A 21,914-nucleotide genomic window follows, 5' to 3' on the forward strand; every position below is an offset into this window, starting at 1 on the left:
CGCAGCGAAACGGCGAAACGGTGACCGCACGGTGACCGCGTGGATGCTAGAGCTTCATTGCTCCATTTTGGGTATTCTCTCGGTCACGTATCGTCTTCGGAGCGATTTCGTTGAACCTCGCTAGAAAGGACTCCGCAGCTTCGTATGGGCCTAGAGGGATTATTTCGAAGTCAAATGGTTCGGCATCGTCGTCTTCGGCCCAGCGCCGGCCATCCCAATTCAACAGATCACGGCGTTCGGTTGCCCACAATCTCACATCGTAGGTTTTGATGAGGGCGTGGTCGAAGTTGTCGACCCCGAACGCTGCCATTATCGCGCTGGAGCAATGCTTCTCAATATGCCGATACTCGGGCAATTTGGACTTAAGCGGAGTATTCAAATCGCCACACACGGCCTCGCCGCTTTCATGCATCAGCGCGGCATAAGCATGGGACTCTGGGGCGAGCCTGCTCATAATGTCGCAGTGCTGGGCAACCGAATAGAAAACGCGCTTGCCGGTGCGCCGACTTACGCACTGGCCGGAAAATCTTCCAGTGAAGGCCAAACTGTACGCCAAATCCGCCAGGGTGACGCGGCTGTTTTCCGGGTCTTCATAGTCGAAGAAATTGCCTGAACCCAGTAGGATAGTGGGTCCGATTGCGGTTCGAATGCTATTGCCTTTTGTCGCCATGCTGCAAGTGTATAGCAATGAGCCGACCGCTAGTAACCTCCCGTATCTTTCAAAATCCGGCCAGCCTTTCCGGAGGCTGGCAATTGAGTTAGAACCCGGCGAGAGCAAGCGGAGAATCCTATGCCAGTTACAGTGGTAGTCGGCGGGCAGTACGGCTCGGAAGGCAAAGGCAAGGTTTCCGCTTACGTTACCAGAACAAGTGGCGCGGCTGCAGTCGTGCGCGTCGGTGGCCCAAATTCGGGCCATAGTGCGGTCAACGACCAAGGTGAACTCATCACGTTGCGTCAACTGCCTGCGGGCGCGGTAAGCTCGGATGTGCAAATTGTCCTGCCTGCGGGTAGCCTGATCGACCTGCACATACTGCAACGCGAAATAGCCAGGCTGAGCGTGAGTCCGGACCGCCTACGAATCGACGGTAATGCCTCCATCATCACTCGTGAGCATATTAATAAGGAAGCTGATCTGGCACTCATGAGTTCAATTGGCTCGACCGCCTCGGGCACTGGCGCAGCCCTGATGGAGCGCTTGTCGCGCACCTCTGCGCACCGCCTGGCACGAGATGTCAAAGAACTGCAGAACTTTATCGAGCATGACTCGGCGGCCTATTTGAGGGGCCTGCTAGATCGCAATGAGCGCGTCGTCATAGAGGGCACACAGGGATTTGCCCTATCCATCTGGCATTCCCACGAGTTTCCGTACGCGACTAGCCGCGATACCACGGCAGCTGGATTTGTCTCCGAAGCTGGGTTGGCCCCCCATGACGTCGACGACGTAGTTTTGGTGCTTAGAGCCTTTCCAATCCGCGTTGGCGGAAACTCGGGTCCTTTGCCTAACGAAATCTCTTGGCCAGAGCTTGCGAGAGAGGCCCATTTGGCGCCCGATTTCGTCGAGTTGACCTCGGCAACTCATCGCGTGCGCCGAGTCGGGCGATTTGATCCAAGTATTGTGAAGCGAGCGATAAACAGCAACAGGCCGCATCGAGTCGTAATGAACCACATGGACTACATTGATCCCCCCGGCGCCCAAGACAGTCCGACTTGGCGTAGCCAAAAATTCTTAATTCAAGTCGAGCGCGATATGGGCAGACAGATTGACCTTCTCGGCTTTGGGGCGGCATCACTCGAGCCTCGTTCGAGTGTAAACCTTAGGTATGCAGTATGAAGGTCAGCTTGGAAGCGTTTCACAACCAGGTTGCGGTGCTGGCCGAGGCCGTTGCCAAATCGAGACTTTCCGCCGACGGGCGCCATGACCTTTTTGACGAGTTTGATCCGTACGCGGGCAAGATTGAGCCCGCCTTGCTGAACGCGGGCCATTTGGCCACGTACGCGATGGTTACGGGTATGATTGAGCCCTTCGATGCATCGCGCCTGATCAAGCCTGCGACCTATTTGGTCGCCGCTGAAGGGCCGGTCAGATATAGGAATGACAAAGGTCACGTAGAGCGTTTCTATCTCTCCGCGGATCCGAAGAAGCGTGAGACGGAATCTTGCGTCCGTGATTCAGTTCAGATCGCGCCCAATTCCATTTGTTTTTTGACATTGGAACCAACCTTTCGAATGCCATCGTACATCGCGGCAAGGTTCAACTTGTTGATACGGGACGTATATCGCGGCTTGCTTGTAGGTACTGGACCATTAGTAGACCCTGGCTTCGATGGTAGGTTATCAATACCAATCCATAATTTCACCACTCAGCCGTACGACATTACCGCCGGAGAGGGTATTGTCTATTTTGAATTTACAAAATTGAGCTGGCAAAATCCGGCAAAAGCTCCAGATGAGATATCGTGGCTTCCAGATCCGGTTAATTGTCAGCCGCCATTTCCCGCTTCAAAAAACAAGCGAAAATCGCTGGACAATTATTTAGCCGAGGCCACGGGTAATGGCCCACCGCAGCACGCGATAGAACTGTCAATTGCTGAAATGCGAAAGCAGGCTGAGTGGACGCGTAACGTTTTGAATATTGCCACTGTTGCTGGCGCGATTGGCGTGGCGGGACTGGTGATTACCTGTTGGCAACTTTTTGCTGGGGCTCAACAATTTGCGGCTGACGCGCAAACAGAACTCAGAGGCTCGCGCTACCAACTTGCTCAGGATGTGCAAGTCCTGAAAGATCGAGTTGCAGACCTTAAGCGGCAATTGGATGCGTCAATGGGAGCGAATCGGTCACCGGCCAACGCCGCCTCCAACAAATAGCAACTTGCTCGCACGGGTAGGCGGTTGTCCTACGTCCGCCAACTAACCCCCGTGCATGTTGGACAAAGAAATCAATAATGGCCTGAACACATGAACGCCGTAGAGATTGAGGAAGCCATATCGGCCCTCGCCGAGCAGCCGTTCGAACCTGTCGAGTTTCCGTTCGCCTTCCTGCAAGCCTTCGGCAACAAGGAAACGACGATCAAGAAGTTGCGGGCGGGCGCGTCGAACAAGTCCGACCTTCCCGGCGGCGTGCTTCAGACCAGCAACATCCATATCGCCGTGGCCGCTCCTGGCGAAGTCACAGCGACGCTTGGCGTGCTGAAAGCCAGCCCGGCCACGGCCAGGACCAGGGCGAAATTCGTGCTGGCGACAGACGGAGACACCTTTGAGGCCGAAGACCTGGCGAGCGGCGAAACAGTTGCCTGTGCCTATGCCGATTTCCCGAATCATTTCGGCTTCTTCTTGCCCCTCGCCGGCATCACGACCGTCAAGCAGATACGAGAGAGTTCTTTCGACATCAGAGCCACCGGCCGTCTGAACCGGCTCTACCGTACGCTGCTGGAAGAAAACCCCGATTGGGATGCCGTCGAGCGCCGAGCGGGAATGAACCATTTCATGGCGCGGCTGATCTTCTGCTTCTTCGCCGAGGATACCGACATCTTCAACGGCACCGGCCTGTTCACGGCTACAGTCGAGCAGATGAGCGCGCGCGACTCGTCGAACACCCACGAGGTCATCCGCACGCTGTTCCTCACCATGAACACGAAGATCGCCGAACGGAAGGCGGCTAATCTGCCGAGGTGGGCCGACACCTTCCCGTATGTGAACGGAGAGCTTTTTTCGGGCAGTATCGACGTACCACGTTTCAGCAAGATAGCCCGTTCCTACCTCATTCACATTGGCAATCTCGACTGGACGAAGATCAACCCCGACATTTTCGGCTCGATGATCCAGGCGGTCGCCGACGATGAGGAGCGCGGTGCGCTCGGCATGCACTACACGTCGGTTCCGAACATCCTGAAAGTCCTCAATCCGTTGTTTCTCGACGATCTGCGGAAGCGGCTTGAGGAGGCCGGCAACAATGCCCGGTCGCTTCTCAACCTGCGCAAGCGCATGGCGAAGATCAGAGTCTTCGACCCGGCCTGCGGCTCGGGCAATTTCCTTGTCATCGCCTACAAGGCAATGAGGGAGATCGAAGCCGAGATCAATAAGCTGCGCGGCGAGCCAGACCGGCGCACCGAGATTCCCCTGACCAATTTCCGTGGAATCGAGTTGCGCGACTTCCCTGCTGAGGTAGCACGTCTTGCGCTCATCATCGCAGAGTTTCAGTGCGACGTTCTATATCGCGGCCAAAAGGAAGCTCTCGCAGAGTTTCTGCCGCTCGATGCGCAGAACTGGATAACCTGCGGCAATGCCCTGCGGCTGGACTGGCTAAGCGTCTGCCCGCCGACCGGAACGGGCGTGAAGTTTCAGGCCGATGACTTGTTCCATACGCCGCTCGATCAGGCGCAGATCGACTTCGAGAATGAGGGCGGTGAGACCTACATCTGCGGAAACCCGCCGTACAAGGGGAATGCCAGGAAGACAGCGACACAGAAGGACGATCTCAAGGCACTGTTGGATGGACGGATCGAGAACTGGGGCTTGCTCGACTACGTCTGCGGGTGGTTCTTCAAAGCGCACGATTATTCAAAGCACACCGCAGCAAGGTTTGCGTTTGTTGCTACAAATAGCGTGGCTCAAGGTCAGCATGTGTCCAATTTCTGGAAAGCACTCTTTGACGACGGACTGCGCTTCGCTTTCGCAGTTCGGTCGTTCAAGTGGAGTAACCTTGCGCGCAACGATGCAGGAGTAACGGTTGTCATCGTGGGTGCAGGCAAGGACGCGGGAGAGCGGATCATATTTGATGGCGATGTCCGCATCTCGGCGGATAACATAAATGCATACCTGTTGGCCCAAGATAACTTCTGGGTATATGCTTCTAGAAAACCGCTGTCGGCAATTTATCCGATGGTCAAGGGAAACTACTATGGCCTTTCGGAACACTTGCTTTTCGACCGAGAGGCGAAAGACGCTTATGTCGCGGCTGGTCTGGATAGCAGGTTTGTCCGAAAATTCTACGGATCGACGGAAGTAATCAACGCCAAGCCGCGATACTGCTTTTGGTTTGAGGAAAAGCCTGATCCGACAACGCTTGCCGTCAAGGACATCGACCAGCGTATTAGAGTTGGCGCAGAGAAGCGATCCGAGTCGGGCGACGCAGTTGCAAACGGCATGGTCAACCGTCCCCACCAGTTTCGTGAGATGAACAGCGCCCGACAGCAGTTCTTCGCTATCCCTGTCGTATCCTCCGAAAACCGCGAATTTCTTCCCGTCGACTTGCTCGACAACCAGTCTGTTCTCTCGAATAAGTGCTTCGCGCTCTACGATGCACCTCTCTGGCACCTCTCACTAGTGGCGTCGCGCCTCCATTGGGTTTGGATCGGGGCGGTTTGTGTTCGTCTTGAGATGCGGTTTTCGTATTCCAATACCCTCGGATGGAACACCTTTCCGGTCCCCACACTCACCGACAAGAACAAGGCCGACCTGACCCGCTGTGCCGAGGACATCCTGTTGACGCGCGAGGGGCATTTCCCGGCGACCATCGCCGACCTATACGACCCGGAGAACATGCCCGCCGACTTGCGCGAGGCGCACGAGCGCAACGACGAGGTACTGGAGCGCATATATATTGGTCGCCGCTTCCGCAATGACACGGAGCGGCTGGAGAGGCTGTTTGAACTTTATACAAAAATGACCGCTGCGCCGAAGTCGGCCGCGAGAGGAAGGGCGAGGGCAAGCGCGTGACCGACGAAAAGAAAACAGTCCCGTCCGTTTCGGTTTCCTATGCCAGTACTGGCTCCTCGACTAAGGCCAACGCGCTCGGCATGAGGCCGATGCAGGAGCGCGCCTATGAGCGGCGCGGTGAGCAATATCTTCTCATCAAATCGCCCCCGGCGTCGGGTAAGAGCCGCGCGCTCATGTTCATCGCCCTCGACAAGCTGACCAATCAGGGCCTGAAACAGGCCATCATCGTCGTGCCGGAGAAATCCATCGGCGCCAGCTTCAACGACGAGCCGTTAAGCAAGTTCGGTTTCTGGGCCGACTGGGCCGTGGAGCCGAAATGGAATCTTTGCAATGCCCCTGGTTCGGACAATGGCGGCAAGGTCAATTCCCTTGGCGTCTTTCTGGGAGGCGACGACAAGGTGCTGGTTTGCACCCATGCAACCTTCCGCTTCGCCGTAGAGAAATTCGGCATCGAGAAGTTTGACGACCGGCTTATCGCCGTGGACGAGTTCCACCATGTTTCCGCCGACCCGGAAAGCAGGCTCGGCCAGCATCTTGGGCAGCTCATCGCGCGCGACAAAGTGCATATCGTCGCCATGACCGGGTCCTATTTCCGGGGCGACGCCGTACCCGTTCTCGCTCCACAGGACGAGGAGAAGTTCGATACCGTCACCTACACCTACTACGAGCAGCTCAACGGCTACGAATATCTGAAATCGCTCGACATCGGCTATTTCTTCTATTCCGGTGCCTATGCCGACGACATTCTCAAAGTCCTCGACCCCGGTGAGAAAACTATCATCCACATTCCGAGCGTTAATTCGCGCGAAAGCACGAAGGACAAGATCAGGGAGGTGGAGCATATCATCGAGGAACTGGGCGCGTGGCAGGGGACCGATCCTGCCACGGGCTTCCAGTTGGTCAAGGCAAAGGACGGCCGCATCCTTCGCATCGCTGATCTTGTCGATGATGATCCGGCCAAGCGCGACAAGGTCTCCGCCGCGCTGAAGGATTCGGTGCAGAAGAACAATCGCAACCATGTGGATATCATCATCGCCCTTGGCATGGCCAAGGAGGGTTTTGACTGGATTTGGTGCGAACACGCGCTGACGGTCGGCTACCGCTCGAGCCTGACCGAGATCGTGCAGATCATCGGACGCGCGACCCGCGACGCGCGTGGCAAGATGCGCGCCCGCTTCACCAACCTGATCGCCGAGCCGGACGCTTCCGAGCAGGTCGTCACCGAGGCCGTCAACGATACGTTGAAAGCCATCGCCGCCAGCTTGTTGATGGAGCAGGTGCTTGCGCCGCGCTTCGAGTTCAAGCCGAAGAACCCGACGAGCGGCCCGACTCCCGGCTTCAATTACGGCGAGGGCGGATATGACCCTAACAAGTGCAATGTCGGCTTCAATGAAAATACCGGCGAGTTCCAAATCGAGATCAAGGGCCTCGCCGAGCCGACGAGCAAGGAGGGACAACGGATCTGCCGGGAGGATCTGAACGAGGTCATTGCCGCCTTCGTTCAGGACAAGACTGCCATCGAACGCGGCCTGTTCGACGAGGAACTGGTGCCGCAGGAACTGACGCAGGTCAGGTTGGGCAAGATCATCAAGGACAAGTACCCTGGACTCGGCGAGGAGGATCAGGAGGCGGTGCGGCAGCACGCCATCGCTGCGCTCAATTTGACGCAGCAGGCCAAGCAGATCGCGCTTGGCGGTGGGGGTGGCGGGAGTGATGAACCGCCATCCAACACCGCCCTGATCGACGGCGTGCGCAAGTTCGCAATGGACGTGCGCGAACTCGACATCGATCTGATCGACCGCATCAATCCGTTCGGCGAAGCCTATGCCATCCTCGCCAAGACCATGAGCGAGGACAGCTTGAAACAGGTTGCCGCCGCCATCGCCGGCAAGCGTACCAGCTTGACGCCGGATGAGGCCAAGGAACTCGCCGTGCGCGCCGTGAAATTCAAGAAGGAACGCGGACGGCTCCCGTCCATCAGCTCCACTGACGCTTGGGAGAAACGGATGGCCGAAGGCGCCGCTGCCTTCGTCCGCTTCAAGGACGAGGGCCGCTATGAGTGACCTTGACCTCGACGATCTCCGCGCCGAACTCGACGACTTCGCCGTCCCTGAGAAGAAGGGCGGGCGTTCACCGCGCGAGGAGCGCATCATCGCCGGATTTGACGAAATCCAGCGCTTCGCCGAGCAGCATGGCCGCGCGCCGCAGCACGGCGAGGACCGCGACATCTTCGAGCGGCTTTACGCCGTGCGCCTCGACCGGCTGCGCGCGCTGGAGGAATGCCGTTCGCTTCTTTTGTCGCTCGACCGGCAGGACTTACTTGCCCCCGAGGAGGTCGTCGTCACCGGCCCGGTAGAGGAAATGGGCGAGGACGAGTTGCTCGCCGAACTGGGGGGTGTGGCCGGATCGTCCGACATCACGGAGCTGCGGCATGTACGTGCCAGCGCTGAAAAGCGTACAGCGGAGGAGATCGCCAACCGCGATCCCTGCCCGGATTTTGGGAAGTTCAAGCCGTTGTTCGCCAACGTTCAGCGCGACCTCGACACCGGCGTCAGGACAACCCGCTCGTTTGTGAAGGATGCCGGTTTCCTGAAAGCGGACATCACGGAAGGCCAGTTCTTCGTTCTTGGCGGCCAGATCGCCTACGTTGCCGAAGTTGGCGAAACCTTCAAAGCCCCAAATGGGGAATACGACGCTCGTCTGCGGGTCATCTATTCCAACGGGACGCAAAGCAATTTGCTGCGCCGGTCGCTCCAGCGCGCACTGTACAAAGACGAGGCGGGGCGGCGCATCACCGACCCGACGGCCGGGCCGCTGTTCGCCGGGGAGAGCGAACAAGGGGACCTTGCCAGCGGTACAATCTACGTCCTGCGCAGCAAATCCGACAACCCGGTTGTCGCTGGGCGCCGTGACGTGCTGCACAAGATCGGCGTCACCGGCGGGGATGTGAAAACGCGCGTCGCCAACGCGAAACTCGATCCGACCTTCCTGCTGGCTGACGTGGAGATCGTCGCCACCTATACGCTCTACAACATCAACCGCACCCGGCTTGAAAACTTGATTCACCGCATCTTCGACCCGGCCCGCCTCGACATCGAGATCAAGGACCGCTTTGGCCATCCCGTTATTCCGCGCGAATGGTTCCTTGTCCCGCTATTCATCATCGACGAGGCCGTCGAGAAGATCAAAAGTGGCACCATCGCGGACTATGTCTATGACCCAAATGTCGCTGCGTTGGTACGCGTCTAACTGATAGCGTACCCCGCACGCCTCTGCCGCCACCCCTACGCATATACCTCGGCTGTGCAGCAGCGGCGCGGCACACGGGCGCGTGATCCCTCCAGGCGCTGCTGGTTGACCACATTCCGTGAACGCTTCCGAAACAAAGCGAGGGTGGACGTGTGACGCACGCCAGCCTAAAAGAACAGCAGCAACACCGATGAGAAACGCTGACGCACGGCTAACGCCGTCTCATGGTGGAGTGCTTCAGACGTGACAACCGAAACGCAGGCTAGTTAGGCCGCAGTTGCTAAGGTTGGAAAGTTCTGCAGAGCGCTGCCGGTTTGCATTTTCACCCCCCTGGTTCAACGGGGCGGAGATGCACTGCGCAGCCCTTCCTCCCGGCTCCGTCGTCTCTGCTCCTTTAAGGAGAAAAGACATGGATTCGGAATTTGCGGAGCCCGGCACACCGCCTCCGCCGAGGTTGCTCACCATTCACGAAGCCGCCGAGGCGATCGGTGCCAAATACTGGCAAGTCCAACGTGCCGTCCGGCGCGGGGACATTCCTAGCTACACCCCGTTCACGTCCAGGCCGCTGGTCAAGCTTTCAGAAGTCCTAGCTTACATCGACTCTTGCCGTCGGGAGACTCTCGATGGGCGCTGAGTTCTCTCTCCCCAACCTGATCAACGAGTTTTGGGGTTCGTCATTTGAGGGCGAACTCAAGATGTGGAGCCGCAAGACCAAAAAGACGAGTTCGTACAGGCCGAACGATATTCCCCGACTGGTTCGCGATATCGAGAAGCGGAAACACACCGAGGATTTGTACCTCGGGCTAAGTACCCAGGCGACAGGCCTCAAACCCATTGCGCGCGGTTCGAATGAAACCGCCGTCTCGCTTCCAGGCATCTTCGCCGACATCGATTTTGCCGAGGCAAAGAACAGCACCAAGCACTATCCGCCCGATAGCGACACCGCCCTCGACCTTATCCAGTCGTTCGAGGTCAAGCCGTTTCTGGTCCAACATAGCGGCAACGGTCTCCACGTCCTTTATGCATTCGACAAGTCGATGGCTCTGGTGAACCGAGACGAACGGCGTAGGGCTCAAGCCATCTTGCGGCAGTTTTATCGTAAGCTGGCTGATCACTTCGAACGTGCCGGCTATGAGATCGACAATGTCAGCGATCTTGCTCGCGTCTTCCGCGTGCCAATGACCTTCAATCACAAGTCGGGCACACCAAAGCCTGTGGCGGTCATCACTTACAGTCCCGAGGAACGACTGTCACTCTCCGACCTGGAACGGGAACTGCCGCAGGTTGATGGCGAAACACCAAAAGCGGCCTCGGCGAAACCAGCCGACCATTCGGTGATTCGGCAGGAATGTCCTTGGTATAGCCACTTCACGGGGGATGGTGCGGCCGCTGCTGATGAGCCCAACTGGTATGGTGCCGCGTCGATCACGTCGCGCTGCAAAGATGGCGAACGCAGCTTCCACGAATATAGCGCTCGGCATCCCGGTTATAGTCCGCGCGAGGCGGACAAGAAACTCAGACGCGCACTTGAGGAAGCCGGTCCCCGCACCTGCGATTCTATCCGCTCGGAACTCGGCAATGAGCGCTTCTGTGACGGCTGCCCGCATCGCGGTAGCATCACGTCGCCTATCCAGCTTGGCATAATTTACGATCCCGGCCCCACCGGGCCGAGGGCGCTGGGCTTCACGAAAGAAGGGCACTACGCGCTACTCGATCCGGTGCGGAAGATCGTCATACTCGCATCCGCCCAGCAGCTTCTCGCGGAGCAGTATCTGCTCGGTCTGGCCGAATCCGGATTTTGGCGTCAGCGGTTTCCCGGCAGAAGGGGCGCAAATTTCAAAGCCGCAGGAGAGACCCTGATAAAAGCCTGCCGCCGTGCGGGCCCGTTCAATCCCCTGCGCATTCGTGGCCGTGGGATCTGGCCTGAGAGCGGCGAGGTGATCGTCAATCTCGGCCAGCCGATCGAAAGCTCGAAATTCCTCTACCTATGCTTTGAACGCATAGTTCTGGATAACGATGGGCCGCCTTTCGATGCCGAGCGCCTCAGGAGCCACTTGGAGCTCTATCATTGGCGCAACTCGCAGGATGCTGGACTGCTGTTCGGTTGGCTCGCGATGGCTCCGATCTGCGGCGCTCTGGTGTGGCGGCCCCATGCCTTCGTCTACGGGCCGGCGCGGTCGGGAAAAACCACCATCCACACGGTCGCTTCCATCGTGCTGAGCCCGTTAGCGATATCGGCGGACGGCCAAAGCACGGAAGCAGGCATCCGCCAGACGCTGGGGCCAGATAGCTTGCCGATCCTGCTGGACGAGTTCGAGAGTGACCAGAACGGTTCAACCTTGCGAAACATCCTCCGGCTCGCCCGCAGCGCGTCGTCAGCGGATACACCGGTGCTGAAGGGCACACCGGAAGGGAAGGCTATGAGCTTCAGCCTGCGCACCACCTTCCTGTTCAGCGCCATCAACCCGCGCGGCATGTCCCCGGCTGACCAGTCACGCATCTCGATGTTCGAACTGCTGATGCACAACAACGACAGGGAGGTCGCCAAGCGCATCGCCCAGGATGAGACATACTTCCGTACGACGGGCTCGGCGTGGTGCTCCCATATGATTGGGCTCGCCCATCTGGTGCAGCCGGCCGCCGACGCCATCGACATCCATCTGGTGGGAGATCGGCGCCATCGTCAGAACATGAGCATCCTCATCGGGGCGGGCTTCGTTGCCTTGAACAGCAGGATCCCCACGGACGAGGAAGCGCGGGCGCTCGCCGCCGAATATGCGCCGGCCATCGAGCAACATGCCCTTGAAGTCGAGCGCGACGACGCGCAGGAGTGCCTCGATTACCTGCTCTCCCATGTCACGGACGGCTATCCCCTCGGGCATTGGCTCGCCTGCGTCAGGGATGAACAGCAGCGGCGCGGCAACGACTTCGCGGATGCAGAGCGTATAGTCGCGAGCTACGGCATGCGGGTAAATGCCGAGGGCGAGGCCGCCGGCTTCTACATCGCCAACGGCGCTCCAGCGACGGAGGGGGTGTTCCAGGGCACACAATGGGCGCAGAAGGCTTGGGAACGCGCCCTTCGCAAGTTGGAGGGTGCCTTCACACCTCGTAACCCTGTCCAATTCAAGGTGCTGGGGAAGAAGCGCGCACTAGGTATTCCGCTCTCCTACCTACCCGATGAGCCGCTGCCGTTCGTCACCAAAGGACCGTATTAGTGCCGCCCGGACGGACGGACACCTATACGCTATGGGAGAGAGGGGGTGGGGTAGCTGCCGTGCACTGCCGCCGCCCACCCCCTGTGCCGGTGCTGTATGGGCGGCCGTCCGTCCCGTGGCCGCCGGAATGCTGGAACGCCGCTTTCACCGTTTCGCTGCCGAGATGTTCGTGGACTCGATTTCAACCTCGGTGGCCGAGGAATCCGCAATATCCGCGGCCGCGTCGTCTCGCGGCTGCGACATCCAACAACATGCTGAGGTTACCGCGCTGGTTACAAGTGGGGTCGCTCAGGAGGCCTCGGGGCACAATTCGCGATTAATTGTGCGGGTTACCGCTGCGTGTTTTCCTGACTGTTTTTGCTTAGCGAGAGCACAGAGATGAACGACTTTAGAGTTTCTATTACGCACACGACCCGTCGGCGTAAGCTAAAGGACGGCAAGGTTGCGCACTATGACCAGTATTACTGCGAGTACCGCGATCCGAAGTTGAAGCGCAGGCGCCGCCGCGCCTTCAATCGTAAGAAGGATGCCGAGGCCTTCCGGAATGCCCTGCTAATCAAGGTTTCTGAGGGCAAGTATGTCGACGAACGAACTTCGCCAACCCTCGGCAAGGCCATAGATCATTGGTTGGCAGACAAAGAAGGCAAGGTGAAGCCCTCGACCCTCATGGGATATAAGGTTGTCGTGAACGGCGCTATCCGTGGTCCGTTGTTGGTCGGCACCGCTCAAGAGCGGGCAAACTATACCGAAACCGGCGTCGCGCCGGAGGGAGCCCGGTTTCTCCAGCTTCTTGGTGACGTAAAGCTGACTGATCTAAACCCCGCGATGCTCCGAGTTTGGCACAAGACCATTGTGGACCACTGCGGCATCTACACTGCCAATCGGGCAAAGAGCCACATCAAATCGATCACGGCCCTTGCCGAGGAAGATTTCCTGGTAAGGGCGCCGTCGATGCCGACTGGGCTTACGAGGGTCCGGAACCGTCCGAAGAAGGCAATCTTGACCCCGGAAGACATCGCGAAGGTGGTCCGGGCCGCCAAAGATGACGCAGAATGCGGCATCTACTACGCCTTCGCTTTCCTCGCCGGGACGCGACCGTCCGAGCAGCTGGGCCTGCTCTGGTCCGAGGTGGATTTCGACAAGAACGTGATCCACATTCGCCGCATCCAGGAGCGCGATGGAACGCTCACCGAGATGACCAAAACCGAAGCCGGTACTCGCGACATCCCAATGAGCGCCGTGTTGCGTGAGATGCTGCTGGCTTGGCGGGTCCGCTGCCCGAGAAAGGGCAAGGAGCTACACCGCGTCTTCCCCGGCCCCGGCCGGCTACAGGAATGGCCGAAGCCCCGCCTCGGCGGCGGTGGGCCGCTGCTCTACCAAAACTTCCGTAAGCGTTACTGGACGCCGGTCTTCAAGCGTCTGGGCCTTCCGTATGTGACGCCGCATTCGGCGCGCCACTCCTTTATCTCGACCTTGCAAGCTCAAGGCATTGAGATCGGTCTGGTCGCGCAGATCGCCGGCCATGCGAACCCGACCGTGACGCTTGGCCACTACACCCAGGCGGTTCGTGACGGCAGTGCTGCAATGGAGGCGCTGGACCGGGCCTACGGTGGGTAGGTAGCTGCGGTGCTGGCCACGCCGCGCCACGGGGACCGTACGTCCGTGGGCGCTAGCAGGCCGGCGCTGCCGCCGGGGCGGTGCGGGCGCAGGGCCCGCCCCGTGGCCTGCCCGGCGCAGGGCGGCATGTGGCAGGCTTGCACTACCTGTGCGCGAGCTAACTATCTGATATTACGCGAATAATTGTGCCAAGACTCGCGCCGTGTTTTCCTGTCCTGTTGGACAGGAGGCAGTCATGCACATCATGGTCAAGGACAAGCGCACCGGCAGCGAGGAGTGGATGTCCCTCGATAAAGCAGCAGAGCTGATGCGGCTCGATCCGGCCGAGATCGAATGGGCGCTAGAAGAATTCGGCGAGTGCGAGTCTGTCGACTACATCGCCATCGAGCCTGAATAGTCGCGCCAGCCAAAAGTCGTGTCAGAGGCGGCGGTTGCCATCACGATCGCCGCCTTACTGTATTCGCGTTTTCCCCGTGCGCCGCGCGCCGCCCCTCCCCTTCAAGCAAATGCCAGGGCAATACCGAAGGGACCCGTCTAACCGTGCGATATCGTCCCGAGCCCGTACCCGGTACGAAATTCAGTTTGGATAGGTCACGGGCAAGGGTACGATTTGCGCATCACGAAATGGACAGCTTCATTGGCATTCAGCGCTTTTAGCTGATCCGAACCCGTGATCGCCTTCTCGACTACGGTGACGAGCTCGGTGCGCGTCGTGCCGCTCGGAATACAGATGCCGTCCCTCTTACCAACGCTGTCGACTGCCGCCTGGATGTAGCCATTGCAGAAACTGATCCAGCTCTCATTCGCGCGGGTGCAAGCTTCTGAGAAACCAGCTCCCGTCATTTGCGTGCTCGAATCTTGGGCAAAGGCCGGAAGCGAGAGTAGGGCCGCCGCCAGAGTGATAGGTAGACGCTGCATTGTTGGTTCCTAACTTATTGAGCAAAAAGCGAAAATCGAAACACGGCGAGATCTCGCGGTCAATTATTCCGCTAAGCCGCGTGGAGCGTGGCGCGGCCGATATACTCGCCCCCGATGAAGCTCGCGTCCCATCGCCGGCATGCTTCCATTGCGGCGACTGCTAAGCGGGCTGGGCTCTGTGGATGGATGACAAGGAAAAAGACAACATGAGCCGTGGTGAACGTCCAGACCAACGAGTCGGCCGCGCCTTTCCGCAAACGCTCGATGCTCGATCCCAGGAAGGAGCTCCGTTCGACCCTGGGGAAGTGCTGGTAGATTAGCAGGGATTTCCCTGCCCCGTAGAAGCGGACGACTTCATCTAGGTAGAGATATTTGGAGGAGTTCTTGCGGCCCTTCGCAAGTGACATTTCCAAACCGTTGTCGGGGTCGAAGAAGACGATATCCGCGCGATCAAAATCGGATAGACAGCGATCCATGAAAGCGGCGCGGCCCGCCTTATCGTCAGGCAACGGCTCGCTGAAGTAGGCTGCGTCTCGGACGGCGCCGCTTTCCTCTATGGTTTGGAGCCGGCGGCGATCCGGCTCACCGGCCGCATGCGCCAGGATATCGAAAAGCTGGGGATCGAATTGCCGGTATCGGTCGGGTTTCTGGAGATAGGCAAGCTTACCACCGTCAGAGCTTCCGTCTGAAGTCGTTAGCATCCAGCACACGCCGATACGATTGGCGCCGCCCCACGAGAGCGCCCGCAGCAGTGCGTACTTCCGATAATCGCTTATGTCCCCGACGTATTGATGCTTCACTTCGCCCCCACGAAATGGCGTGAATCACTACGCCAGAACGTACATAGACCCGTGGTGCGTGTCATGAACATTTCGTGCGTATGGAGTTGTTCGCGACAAATCTCCGGCGTCGCGCCGAGGAGCTTGGATTTTCAAACGCGGAAGTGGCGCGCCGCGCTGGTTTGAGCGAGCGGCGGTACGGGAATTATGTCAGCGGACGGCGTGAACCAGATCTGGCAACGCTTGTGAGAATATCGTCAGTGCTGGCGACTACGCCCACTGATCTGTTGACAACCTCGTTGGAGAAAATCGTGCCAGAACAACTGGCACGGCAGCGCACAATCGCTGCTTTGGCGGTATTACGAAGCGACGATCTCGAGCGCGTGGCGGTTATGGTCGAGGCGCTAGCTACTGAACGGCGATAGACGCTCGTCTGTCAGTGGATAGAGCTTCTTTCTGATGCAGGTTCTGAGCGCGCCATTTGCCCCCTTGTTTCAGGGTTGAGACTCTGTCTCAAATGAATCATGCTTATCGACATCTTTGCACGCCGATACGAGAGCAAGCCGCTGCGTGACGGTTTTGAGCAACGGGATAGTCGGGTTCTCGTTCAAGCCTTTCGTATCCTCTCGGAAGACATCTACCCGTATTACCGCGACGGGAAAGAAGACCCTATTGGCGTTGCGTTTTGGGCGGGACTGCATGCCAATGTGTCGCGGGAGCTGGGGATGCAGGAGCTTTCGCCGCAGTGGTTCAGCTACACGACGAAATGGAATGGCAGCGATCACGTCCAGACCAGCAAATATGCGATGGTGACAGTTTGCCAGAACTGGATGACACAACCAGTTTGAGGTTCTCCTGACACGCATATCAAAGAACGCCTCAGTCTCATTGAGCTTGGCTTTAGGGGAAGAGAGAACGAGATTGTTGCCATGAACGCCGCAGCCATTACCGACGGCGAGCGATTGTCGGCTTCGTTGCGTGTACCGGGCGATCCGGTGGAAGGCGCTCGCAAACGGCGAGAGACGAGAACTGCAGTATTCCGCGCAAATGTCGATGAACTGAACGCTCGGTTTCGTCAGGCTGGATATCCCCTAAACTACCACAATGGCTTCATTCAGATCTCAACGGACGATTTGGCCCAAAAAGAGATTGGAACCCCTTTCTGGCAGCTTGTGTCTGATCCGCTATGGGCAAATGTGGACGTGGATATGAAGGAGGCCCTCGATCTTCGGGATTCCGATGGACGCGACCCGGCATTTTATGCTGCGCGCGCGCTGGAGAGCAGCATCAAAATCATATCCGATCAGAAAGGTTGGACCCACGGTGGGGAGAAGGGTGCGCACAACTATATCGATAACCTCGCGTCGAAAAAGAACGCATTGATCACCTCTTGGGAAAGCGCATCGCTAAAAGAATTTTTCACCCATGTCCGTAACCCGTTTGGACATGGAGCTGGCAGTTCGCAGATGCCGAGCCTGACTCGTTCCCAGACGGAATGGGCGATTGAGTTTAGTATGAGCTGGATCAAGAATCTCATTCGACGCCTCTAGAGAGTCAGCGGCTAGGCCGGCGTTAAGTAGCCTCTTATAACGTAGCATCCAACGCTGCCGTGGACTCTCGCGACGCCGCGACTTCACGCCTCGGCGTATCCGCAAGTTTGTGACAGCGCGTATCGTGTCTGTTCCATGCTCCCAATGTTGATCCACTAGTGGAGCGCGAAAGCCTCCATATTGACCCGACGCGAGAGTCAGTTGATCAATAGAGGCTTGAGCAAAATTGTGGGACGAAGATGGCAAGTCATCCTTATATCTCCGGCGCTGGCAACATCACTCAGATGATCGGCTTTCTCCGAAAGAATTTCCCGACGACGGTGACTTCTGACACGGTCAAGAAGCTCGGGCTAGCTTCGAAGAACGAGAGCTACGTCATTAACGTGCTGCAGTTCCTGAGCTTGATCGATGAGGAGGGGAAGCGAACCGACGCCGGTCAAGAGGCTATGACCAAGCATGATGAGGGTGAGTTCCAGTCGTCCTTTGAGGGCATCGTCGAGAAGGCGTACGCGGACCTATTCGAACTGCGTGGCGATGATGCCTGGACGATGAACAAGGATCAGCTCATCAGCTACTTTCGCAGTACCGACAAGACTAGCGACGTCATCGGAGGCCGACAGGCGGCCGTGTTCATCGCTTTGCGGGAGCTCGCCGGGTACAAGGCGGATCAGAGCCAGGCAACCCCGAAGACAAAGTCGACTAACACCTCAAAACCGAAGAGTCCCGCGAAGAAGGCCAAGCCGGCTGAGCAGAAGGCCCAGGATCAGGTCGTTGGGGACCCTCCGCCTGTTCCGCCGAAGGGGCAGAAGGGTGATATAGCTCTGACAGTGCGCGTCGAGATCAATCTTCCTGCAGAGGGAACGCAGGAGACCTATGACGCCATCTTCAGGAGCATCAAGGCTAACCTCTATCCATGAGCGTTGCGCTGACGCTGTTCGAGAGGATCGCACGAGGGGCGAAAAATGTCGGCCAGCCTTCAGTCACTGAGGGCCGGGATGTCCATCCGTTCGATGAGCGGAACATTCATCCGGAGATTGCCGGTGTCTCTCTGAAGCTGTTTGACAACGGCCACTATTCCCAGGCCACCTTCGAGGCATTCAAGTACCTGGACGTCCAGGTGAAGAAGCTCTCCGGCATCAATGAAAGCGGCTACAAGCTGATGATGGCGGCGTTTGCGGAGGCAGCTCCAAAGATCAAGCTCACCGACCTAGTCACATCGAGCGACGTTGATGAGCAGATGGGGTTCAAGTTCATATTCGCGGGCGTAATGTCGGCCATCCGCAACCCTCGCGGGCATGACATTACCTCAGATCCCATTGATCGGTGCCTGGATCACCTGTCTGTGGCATCGGTTCTCCTCAGGCGCATGGAGGAGCGGAAAGAGCCGCTGCCCTAGGGACAGAATTTGGCCATGCCAGCAACGCCGCGACTTCACCCGTCGTCGTTTCCGCGAGCTGGTAACCCGCGCGTAACCGCGACCTTCCGGGCCACTTGCGCGCCCTTGCGTTTTCAATCAGCCCAAACGCGAAAAAGCCGCGGAAAACCGCGGCTTTTCGTTTGCTTGATCCCTGAAGGAAACTGGAGCGGGTGAGGCGATTCGAACGCCCGACCCCAACCTTGGCAAGGTTGTGCTCTACCCCTGAGCTACACCCGCTCGCGCGGCTTTGGGCCGCAAGCCGCGCCTATATGGCCGAAGAGCGCGGCGATTGCAACAGGGAAATGACGGTTCTTTTCGAGCTAGCTCGCCATGCGCCGGGACCCGCCCGGGCGCCGTGGATTCGCCGGCTTCGTGCCAAGCCGGCCTTGCCCCGGGGGCATCATTGGCCGTAAAGGCATCAGCCGTTCTGGACGACGCGAGGACCGATGCCGAAGACCGAAGCCGAGCTTTTCGCCTTTCTTGCCGATCTCGGCATTTCCGCTTCGACCGTGCGGCACCCGCCGCTGTTCACGGTCGCCGATTCGCAGGCGCTGCGCGGCGAGATCCATGGCGGGCACACCAAGAACCTGTTCCTCAAGGACAAGAAGGACAATTTCTTCCTCGTCACCGTCGGCGAGGAGGCCGAGGTCGACCTCAAGCAGATTCATCACATGATCGGCGCCGCCAGCCGCGTGTCGTTCGGCAAGCCGGACATGCTGATGGAGCTGCTCGGCGTCATCCCGGGCGCGGTCAGCGTCTTCGGCCTGATCAACGACACGGCCGGGCGGGTCAAGCTGGTGCTCGACCAGGAGTTGATGAGCCACGCGGTGATCAACGCCCATCCGCTGACCAACGAGGCGACGACGTCGATCAGCGCCGCCGATCTGGTCAAATTCGTCGAGGCAACCGGTCATGATCCTGTTATCTTGAAAGTCTCGGCCTGATCGCCACATGGATGGCACGAACCGAGCAACATTTCGCGCCCTCCGATGCCGGCGCGACCGAAAGGGCAAAAGACATGAGTGGCAACAATCCGTTCAGCGGCATCGGCGGCGGGTACGCCCAATCCGTGCAGTATGGCGGCGGCGATCGCGATCGCGCCAAGCCTTCGCTCGGCGAGGCGCCGGCCGCGGCCGAACTGATCAAGGACACCACGACCGCCAGCTTCGCCGCCGACGTCATCCAGGAATCGCGCCGGCAACCGGTGCTGGTCGACTTCTGGGCGCCCTGGTGCGGTCCTTGCAAGCAGCTGACGCCGCAGCTGGAGAAGGCGGTGCAGGCCGCCGGCGGCAAGGTCAAGCTGGTCAAGATGAACATCGACGAGCATCCCTCGGTCGCCGGCCAACTCGGCATCCAGTCGATTCCGGCTGTCATCGCCTTCAAGGACGGCCAGCCGGTCGACGGCTTCATGGGCGCCATTCCCGAAAGCCAGATCACGCAGTTCATTCAGAAGATCGGCGGCAAGGGCGGCGGCGCGCCGCAGATCACCGAGGCGCTGGCCGCGGCGACGGAAGCGCGCGAGGCGGGCGACGTTCAGACCGCGCAAGACATCTATGAGGCTATCCTGGAGCAGGCGCCGGACACGGTCGAGGCGATCGCCGGACTGGGCGAGATCCTGTTCGAGGCCGGCGACACGCAAGGCGCCGAGGCCCTGCTGGCGCAGGCCCCGGAGGCCAAGAAGGACACTCCGGCGCTTGCCGCCCTGCGCGCCAGGATGACGCTTGCCGCGGAGGCCGCCGCGCTCGGCAATCCGGCCGAGTTCGAGCGCCGCCTCGCCGCCGATCCAGCCGACCACCAGGCGCGCTTCGATCTGGCGATGGTGCAGAATGCGCACGGCGAGCGGATGCAGGCCGCCGACAATCTGCTGGCGATCATCAAGGCCGACCGGACATGGAACAACGACGGCGCCCGGGCGCAGCTGTTGAAGTTCTTCGAGGCCTGGGGAATGACCGACGAGGCGACGCTTTCGGCGCGGCGCAAGCTGTCGTCGCTGCTGTTTTCCTAGAGCGTTTGCCGGCTGTCTTGCCGCATGGGCTTGCGGCAGGGCGCGGATGCGCCAGATAGTTCATGTCGCCCAAAGCTGCATAGCGGTGATGGGAGAACGACATGCCTAAGAGCAGCAGGTCGCCGCCGCGACGCGCTCTGGGTGCATCGGGTCGCAATCCGGCCTTGGACTGCCGGTAAGGTTTCGCATGCGCCGGCTGCGGCATAGCCCGCTTGCCGGCGAGGGTTTCGGAGGGTTGAGGTGCAGGTCGGAAATGCGCGCTACCGGCTCGCCACGGATTTGCCGTCGACGATCCCGGTGTTTCCGCTCGCAGGGGCCTTGCTGCTGCCCGGCGGGCGCATGCCGCTCAACATCTTCGAACCGCGCTATCTGCAGATGATCGACGAGGCCATTGGCGGGGCGCGGCTGATCGGCATGATCCAGCCCAGCCTCGACGGCATGCTGCGCGAGGACGGCGAACCGCAGCTGTGCAGCGTCGGCTGCGCCGGGCGTATCATCTCGCTGGCCGAGACCGGCGACGGCCGCTATCTGATCTCGCTGCAGGGCGTGTGCCGCTTCCGCGTCGCCCATGAGCTGCAGGTCAAGACGCCGTTCCGGCAATGCCGTATCGCGCCGTTTCTGGCCGACCTCGAGGAGGACCAGGCCGGCGGGGAGGTCGACCGGCCGTCATTGCTCAAGGCTTTCCGTGCCTATCTGCAGGCCAACGACCTCGAGGCCGACTGGGAGAGCGTCAGCCGCGCCGAGAACGCCATGCTGGTCAACGCGCTGTCGATGATGGCGCCTTACGGCCCGGCCGAGAAGCAGGCGCTGCTCGAGGCGCCCGACCTCAAGACGCGCGCCGAGACGCTGATCGCCATCACCGAAATAGCGCTGGCGCGCGAGGATGAGGATTTTGGCTCGAGCCTGCAGTAAAGTGGATTGACATTCAGGCGAGGCCGGCCTGCGATCGGCGGCTTCCTGCGCTTCCTGCGCTTCCTGCGCTTCCGGCCTTCGCCGGCCGAAGCATTCATGATAGTGACGTGGGAGTAAGACAAGGCTTCGGCCGGCGGAGGCCGGTGCTCACGTACTTCAAGTACGCTCCGCTCCGGTTCTCGGAAAGCCACCATTCTCGACTCGGCCTGGCCTGAATCTCAACCCACTTAGGCCTGGCAGTAGGAAAAGTGCGATGGCAGCGGATGGACGTGACGGACAGAAGGCCACGGTCGACCCAAGATTGCTGGAGCTGCTCGCCTGCCCGCTGACCAAGGGGCCGCTGACCTGGGACGCCGAGCGCGGCGAGCTGATCTCGCGGGTGGCGAAGCTCGCCTATCCGGTGCGCGACGGCATCCCGATCATGCTGCCTTCGGAAGCCCGCACCATCTCGGCTGAAGATCTGCTGACGCCGCCGCCGAGGTTGAGCGGGCCTTCCTAAATGGCGATGTCTTCTAGGTGTATCGACGTAGAAGGTTG

Annotated in this window: 20 protein-coding genes and 1 tRNA gene; 17 read left to right on the forward strand and 4 right to left on the reverse strand. The window is 59.4% G+C overall.

Annotation, left to right across the window (positions count from 1 at the left end; all coding sequences use genetic code 11):
- Nucleotides 1–46: 46 nt before the first annotated feature.
- The gene (locus EJ074_RS16555) at nt 47–670 is read right to left on the reverse strand and encodes a hypothetical protein (RefSeq protein ID WP_129553605.1); all 624 of its coding nucleotides are present in this window, start codon (nt 668–670) and stop codon (nt 47–49) included.
- A 120-nt stretch (nt 671–790) separates the two neighbouring features.
- On the opposite strand from EJ074_RS16555, the gene EJ074_RS16560 reads away from it, so the two are divergent.
- The 8 genes from EJ074_RS16560 (at nt 791) to EJ074_RS29705 (ending at nt 14,193) form a co-directional block, all read left to right on the forward strand.
- Nucleotides 791–1,831, forward strand: coding sequence for an adenylosuccinate synthetase (locus tag EJ074_RS16560; protein ID WP_129553606.1), 1,041 nt, complete (start codon nt 791–793; stop codon nt 1,829–1,831).
- Nucleotides 1,828–2,865 carry a hypothetical protein gene (locus tag EJ074_RS16565; RefSeq protein WP_129553607.1) on the forward strand — a complete coding sequence of 346 codons (1,038 nt, stop codon included), beginning with the start codon at nt 1,828–1,830 and terminating at the stop codon, nt 2,863–2,865. Before EJ074_RS16560 ends, EJ074_RS16565 begins: the two co-directional genes overlap by 4 nt.
- Before the next feature lie 90 nt (nt 2,866–2,955).
- On the forward strand, nt 2,956–5,715 hold the full coding sequence (locus tag EJ074_RS16570; protein ID WP_129553608.1) for a DNA methyltransferase: 2,760 nt from the start codon (nt 2,956–2,958) through the stop codon (nt 5,713–5,715).
- Complete coding sequence (locus EJ074_RS16575) at nt 5,712–7,778, forward strand: DEAD/DEAH box helicase (RefSeq protein WP_129553609.1); 2,067 nt, start codon at nt 5,712–5,714, stop codon at nt 7,776–7,778. Before EJ074_RS16570 ends, EJ074_RS16575 begins: the two co-directional genes overlap by 4 nt.
- Nucleotides 7,771–8,964: a GIY-YIG nuclease family protein gene (locus tag EJ074_RS16580; protein ID WP_129553610.1), complete on the forward strand. Its 1,194-nt coding sequence runs from the start codon at nt 7,771–7,773 to the stop codon at nt 8,962–8,964. Before EJ074_RS16575 ends, EJ074_RS16580 begins: the two co-directional genes overlap by 8 nt.
- Before the next feature lie 623 nt (nt 8,965–9,587).
- Complete coding sequence (locus tag EJ074_RS16585; protein WP_129553611.1) at nt 9,588–12,179, forward strand: hypothetical protein; 2,592 nt, start codon at nt 9,588–9,590, stop codon at nt 12,177–12,179.
- A 378-nt stretch (nt 12,180–12,557) separates the two neighbouring features.
- The gene (locus tag EJ074_RS16590) at nt 12,558–13,796 is read left to right on the forward strand and encodes a site-specific integrase (protein ID WP_129553612.1); all 1,239 of its coding nucleotides are present in this window, start codon (nt 12,558–12,560) and stop codon (nt 13,794–13,796) included.
- Nucleotides 13,797–14,031: 235 nt separating this feature from the next.
- Nucleotides 14,032–14,193, forward strand: a complete 162-nt coding sequence (locus tag EJ074_RS29705; protein ID WP_165349950.1) for a hypothetical protein — start codon at nt 14,032–14,034, stop codon at nt 14,191–14,193.
- Between the two features lie 194 nt (nt 14,194–14,387).
- Here EJ074_RS29705 and EJ074_RS16595 read toward each other — a convergent pair whose 3' ends face one another.
- Nucleotides 14,388–14,714 carry a Rap1a/Tai family immunity protein gene (locus EJ074_RS16595; RefSeq protein ID WP_129553613.1) on the reverse strand — a complete coding sequence of 109 codons (327 nt, stop codon included), beginning with the start codon at nt 14,712–14,714 and terminating at the stop codon, nt 14,388–14,390.
- Between the two features lie 71 nt (nt 14,715–14,785).
- Nucleotides 14,786–15,514, reverse strand: coding sequence for a hypothetical protein (locus EJ074_RS16600; protein ID WP_129553614.1), 729 nt, complete (start codon nt 15,512–15,514; stop codon nt 14,786–14,788).
- Between the two features lie 80 nt (nt 15,515–15,594).
- Between EJ074_RS16600 and EJ074_RS16605 the strand changes: the two genes are divergently transcribed.
- The 5 genes from EJ074_RS16605 to EJ074_RS16620 all read left to right on the forward strand — a co-directional run bounded on the left by EJ074_RS16605 (nt 15,595) and on the right by EJ074_RS16620 (nt 18,439).
- Nucleotides 15,595–15,918, forward strand: coding sequence for a helix-turn-helix transcriptional regulator (locus tag EJ074_RS16605; protein WP_129554065.1), 324 nt, complete (start codon nt 15,595–15,597; stop codon nt 15,916–15,918).
- A gap of 99 nt (nt 15,919–16,017) precedes the next feature.
- On the forward strand, nt 16,018–16,341 hold the full coding sequence (locus EJ074_RS30755) for a hypothetical protein (protein WP_165349951.1): 324 nt from the start codon (nt 16,018–16,020) through the stop codon (nt 16,339–16,341).
- 18 nt (nt 16,342–16,359) lie between these two features.
- On the forward strand, nt 16,360–17,043 hold the full coding sequence (locus EJ074_RS30230) for a hypothetical protein (RefSeq protein ID WP_348627029.1): 684 nt from the start codon (nt 16,360–16,362) through the stop codon (nt 17,041–17,043).
- 239 nt (nt 17,044–17,282) lie between these two features.
- Complete coding sequence (locus EJ074_RS16615; protein ID WP_165349952.1) at nt 17,283–17,960, forward strand: DUF5343 domain-containing protein; 678 nt, start codon at nt 17,283–17,285, stop codon at nt 17,958–17,960.
- The gene (locus EJ074_RS16620) at nt 17,957–18,439 is read left to right on the forward strand and encodes a TIGR02391 family protein (protein ID WP_129553615.1); all 483 of its coding nucleotides are present in this window, start codon (nt 17,957–17,959) and stop codon (nt 18,437–18,439) included. The genes EJ074_RS16615 and EJ074_RS16620 overlap by 4 nt, the downstream gene beginning before the upstream one ends.
- 183 nt (nt 18,440–18,622) lie before the next feature.
- On the opposite strand, the gene EJ074_RS16625 is transcribed toward EJ074_RS16620, so the two are convergent.
- Nucleotides 18,623–18,697, reverse strand: a tRNA-Gly gene (locus EJ074_RS16625).
- Nucleotides 18,698–18,906: 209 nt separating this feature from the next.
- Here EJ074_RS16625 and EJ074_RS16630 point away from each other — a divergent pair.
- The 4 genes from EJ074_RS16630 (at nt 18,907) to EJ074_RS16645 (ending at nt 21,876) form a co-directional block, all read left to right on the forward strand.
- On the forward strand, nt 18,907–19,404 hold the full coding sequence (locus EJ074_RS16630; RefSeq protein WP_095805356.1) for a prolyl-tRNA synthetase associated domain-containing protein: 498 nt from the start codon (nt 18,907–18,909) through the stop codon (nt 19,402–19,404).
- Nucleotides 19,405–19,478: 74 nt separating this feature from the next.
- Nucleotides 19,479–20,465: a thioredoxin gene (trxA, locus tag EJ074_RS16635; RefSeq protein WP_095805464.1), complete on the forward strand. Its 987-nt coding sequence runs from the start codon at nt 19,479–19,481 to the stop codon at nt 20,463–20,465.
- Between the two features lie 240 nt (nt 20,466–20,705).
- Nucleotides 20,706–21,377 (forward strand): LON peptidase substrate-binding domain-containing protein, encoded by a 672-nt coding sequence (locus EJ074_RS16640; protein ID WP_095805357.1) that lies wholly within the window; start codon nt 20,706–20,708, stop codon nt 21,375–21,377.
- A 253-nt stretch (nt 21,378–21,630) separates the two neighbouring features.
- The gene (locus EJ074_RS16645) at nt 21,631–21,876 is read left to right on the forward strand and encodes a Trm112 family protein (RefSeq protein ID WP_095805358.1); all 246 of its coding nucleotides are present in this window, start codon (nt 21,631–21,633) and stop codon (nt 21,874–21,876) included.
- Nucleotides 21,877–21,914: the final 38 nt, after the last annotated feature.

Source organism: Mesorhizobium sp. M3A.F.Ca.ET.080.04.2.1, from assembly GCF_003952525.1.
In the GTDB taxonomy this organism is placed as follows: Bacteria; Pseudomonadota; Alphaproteobacteria; order Rhizobiales; family Rhizobiaceae; genus Mesorhizobium.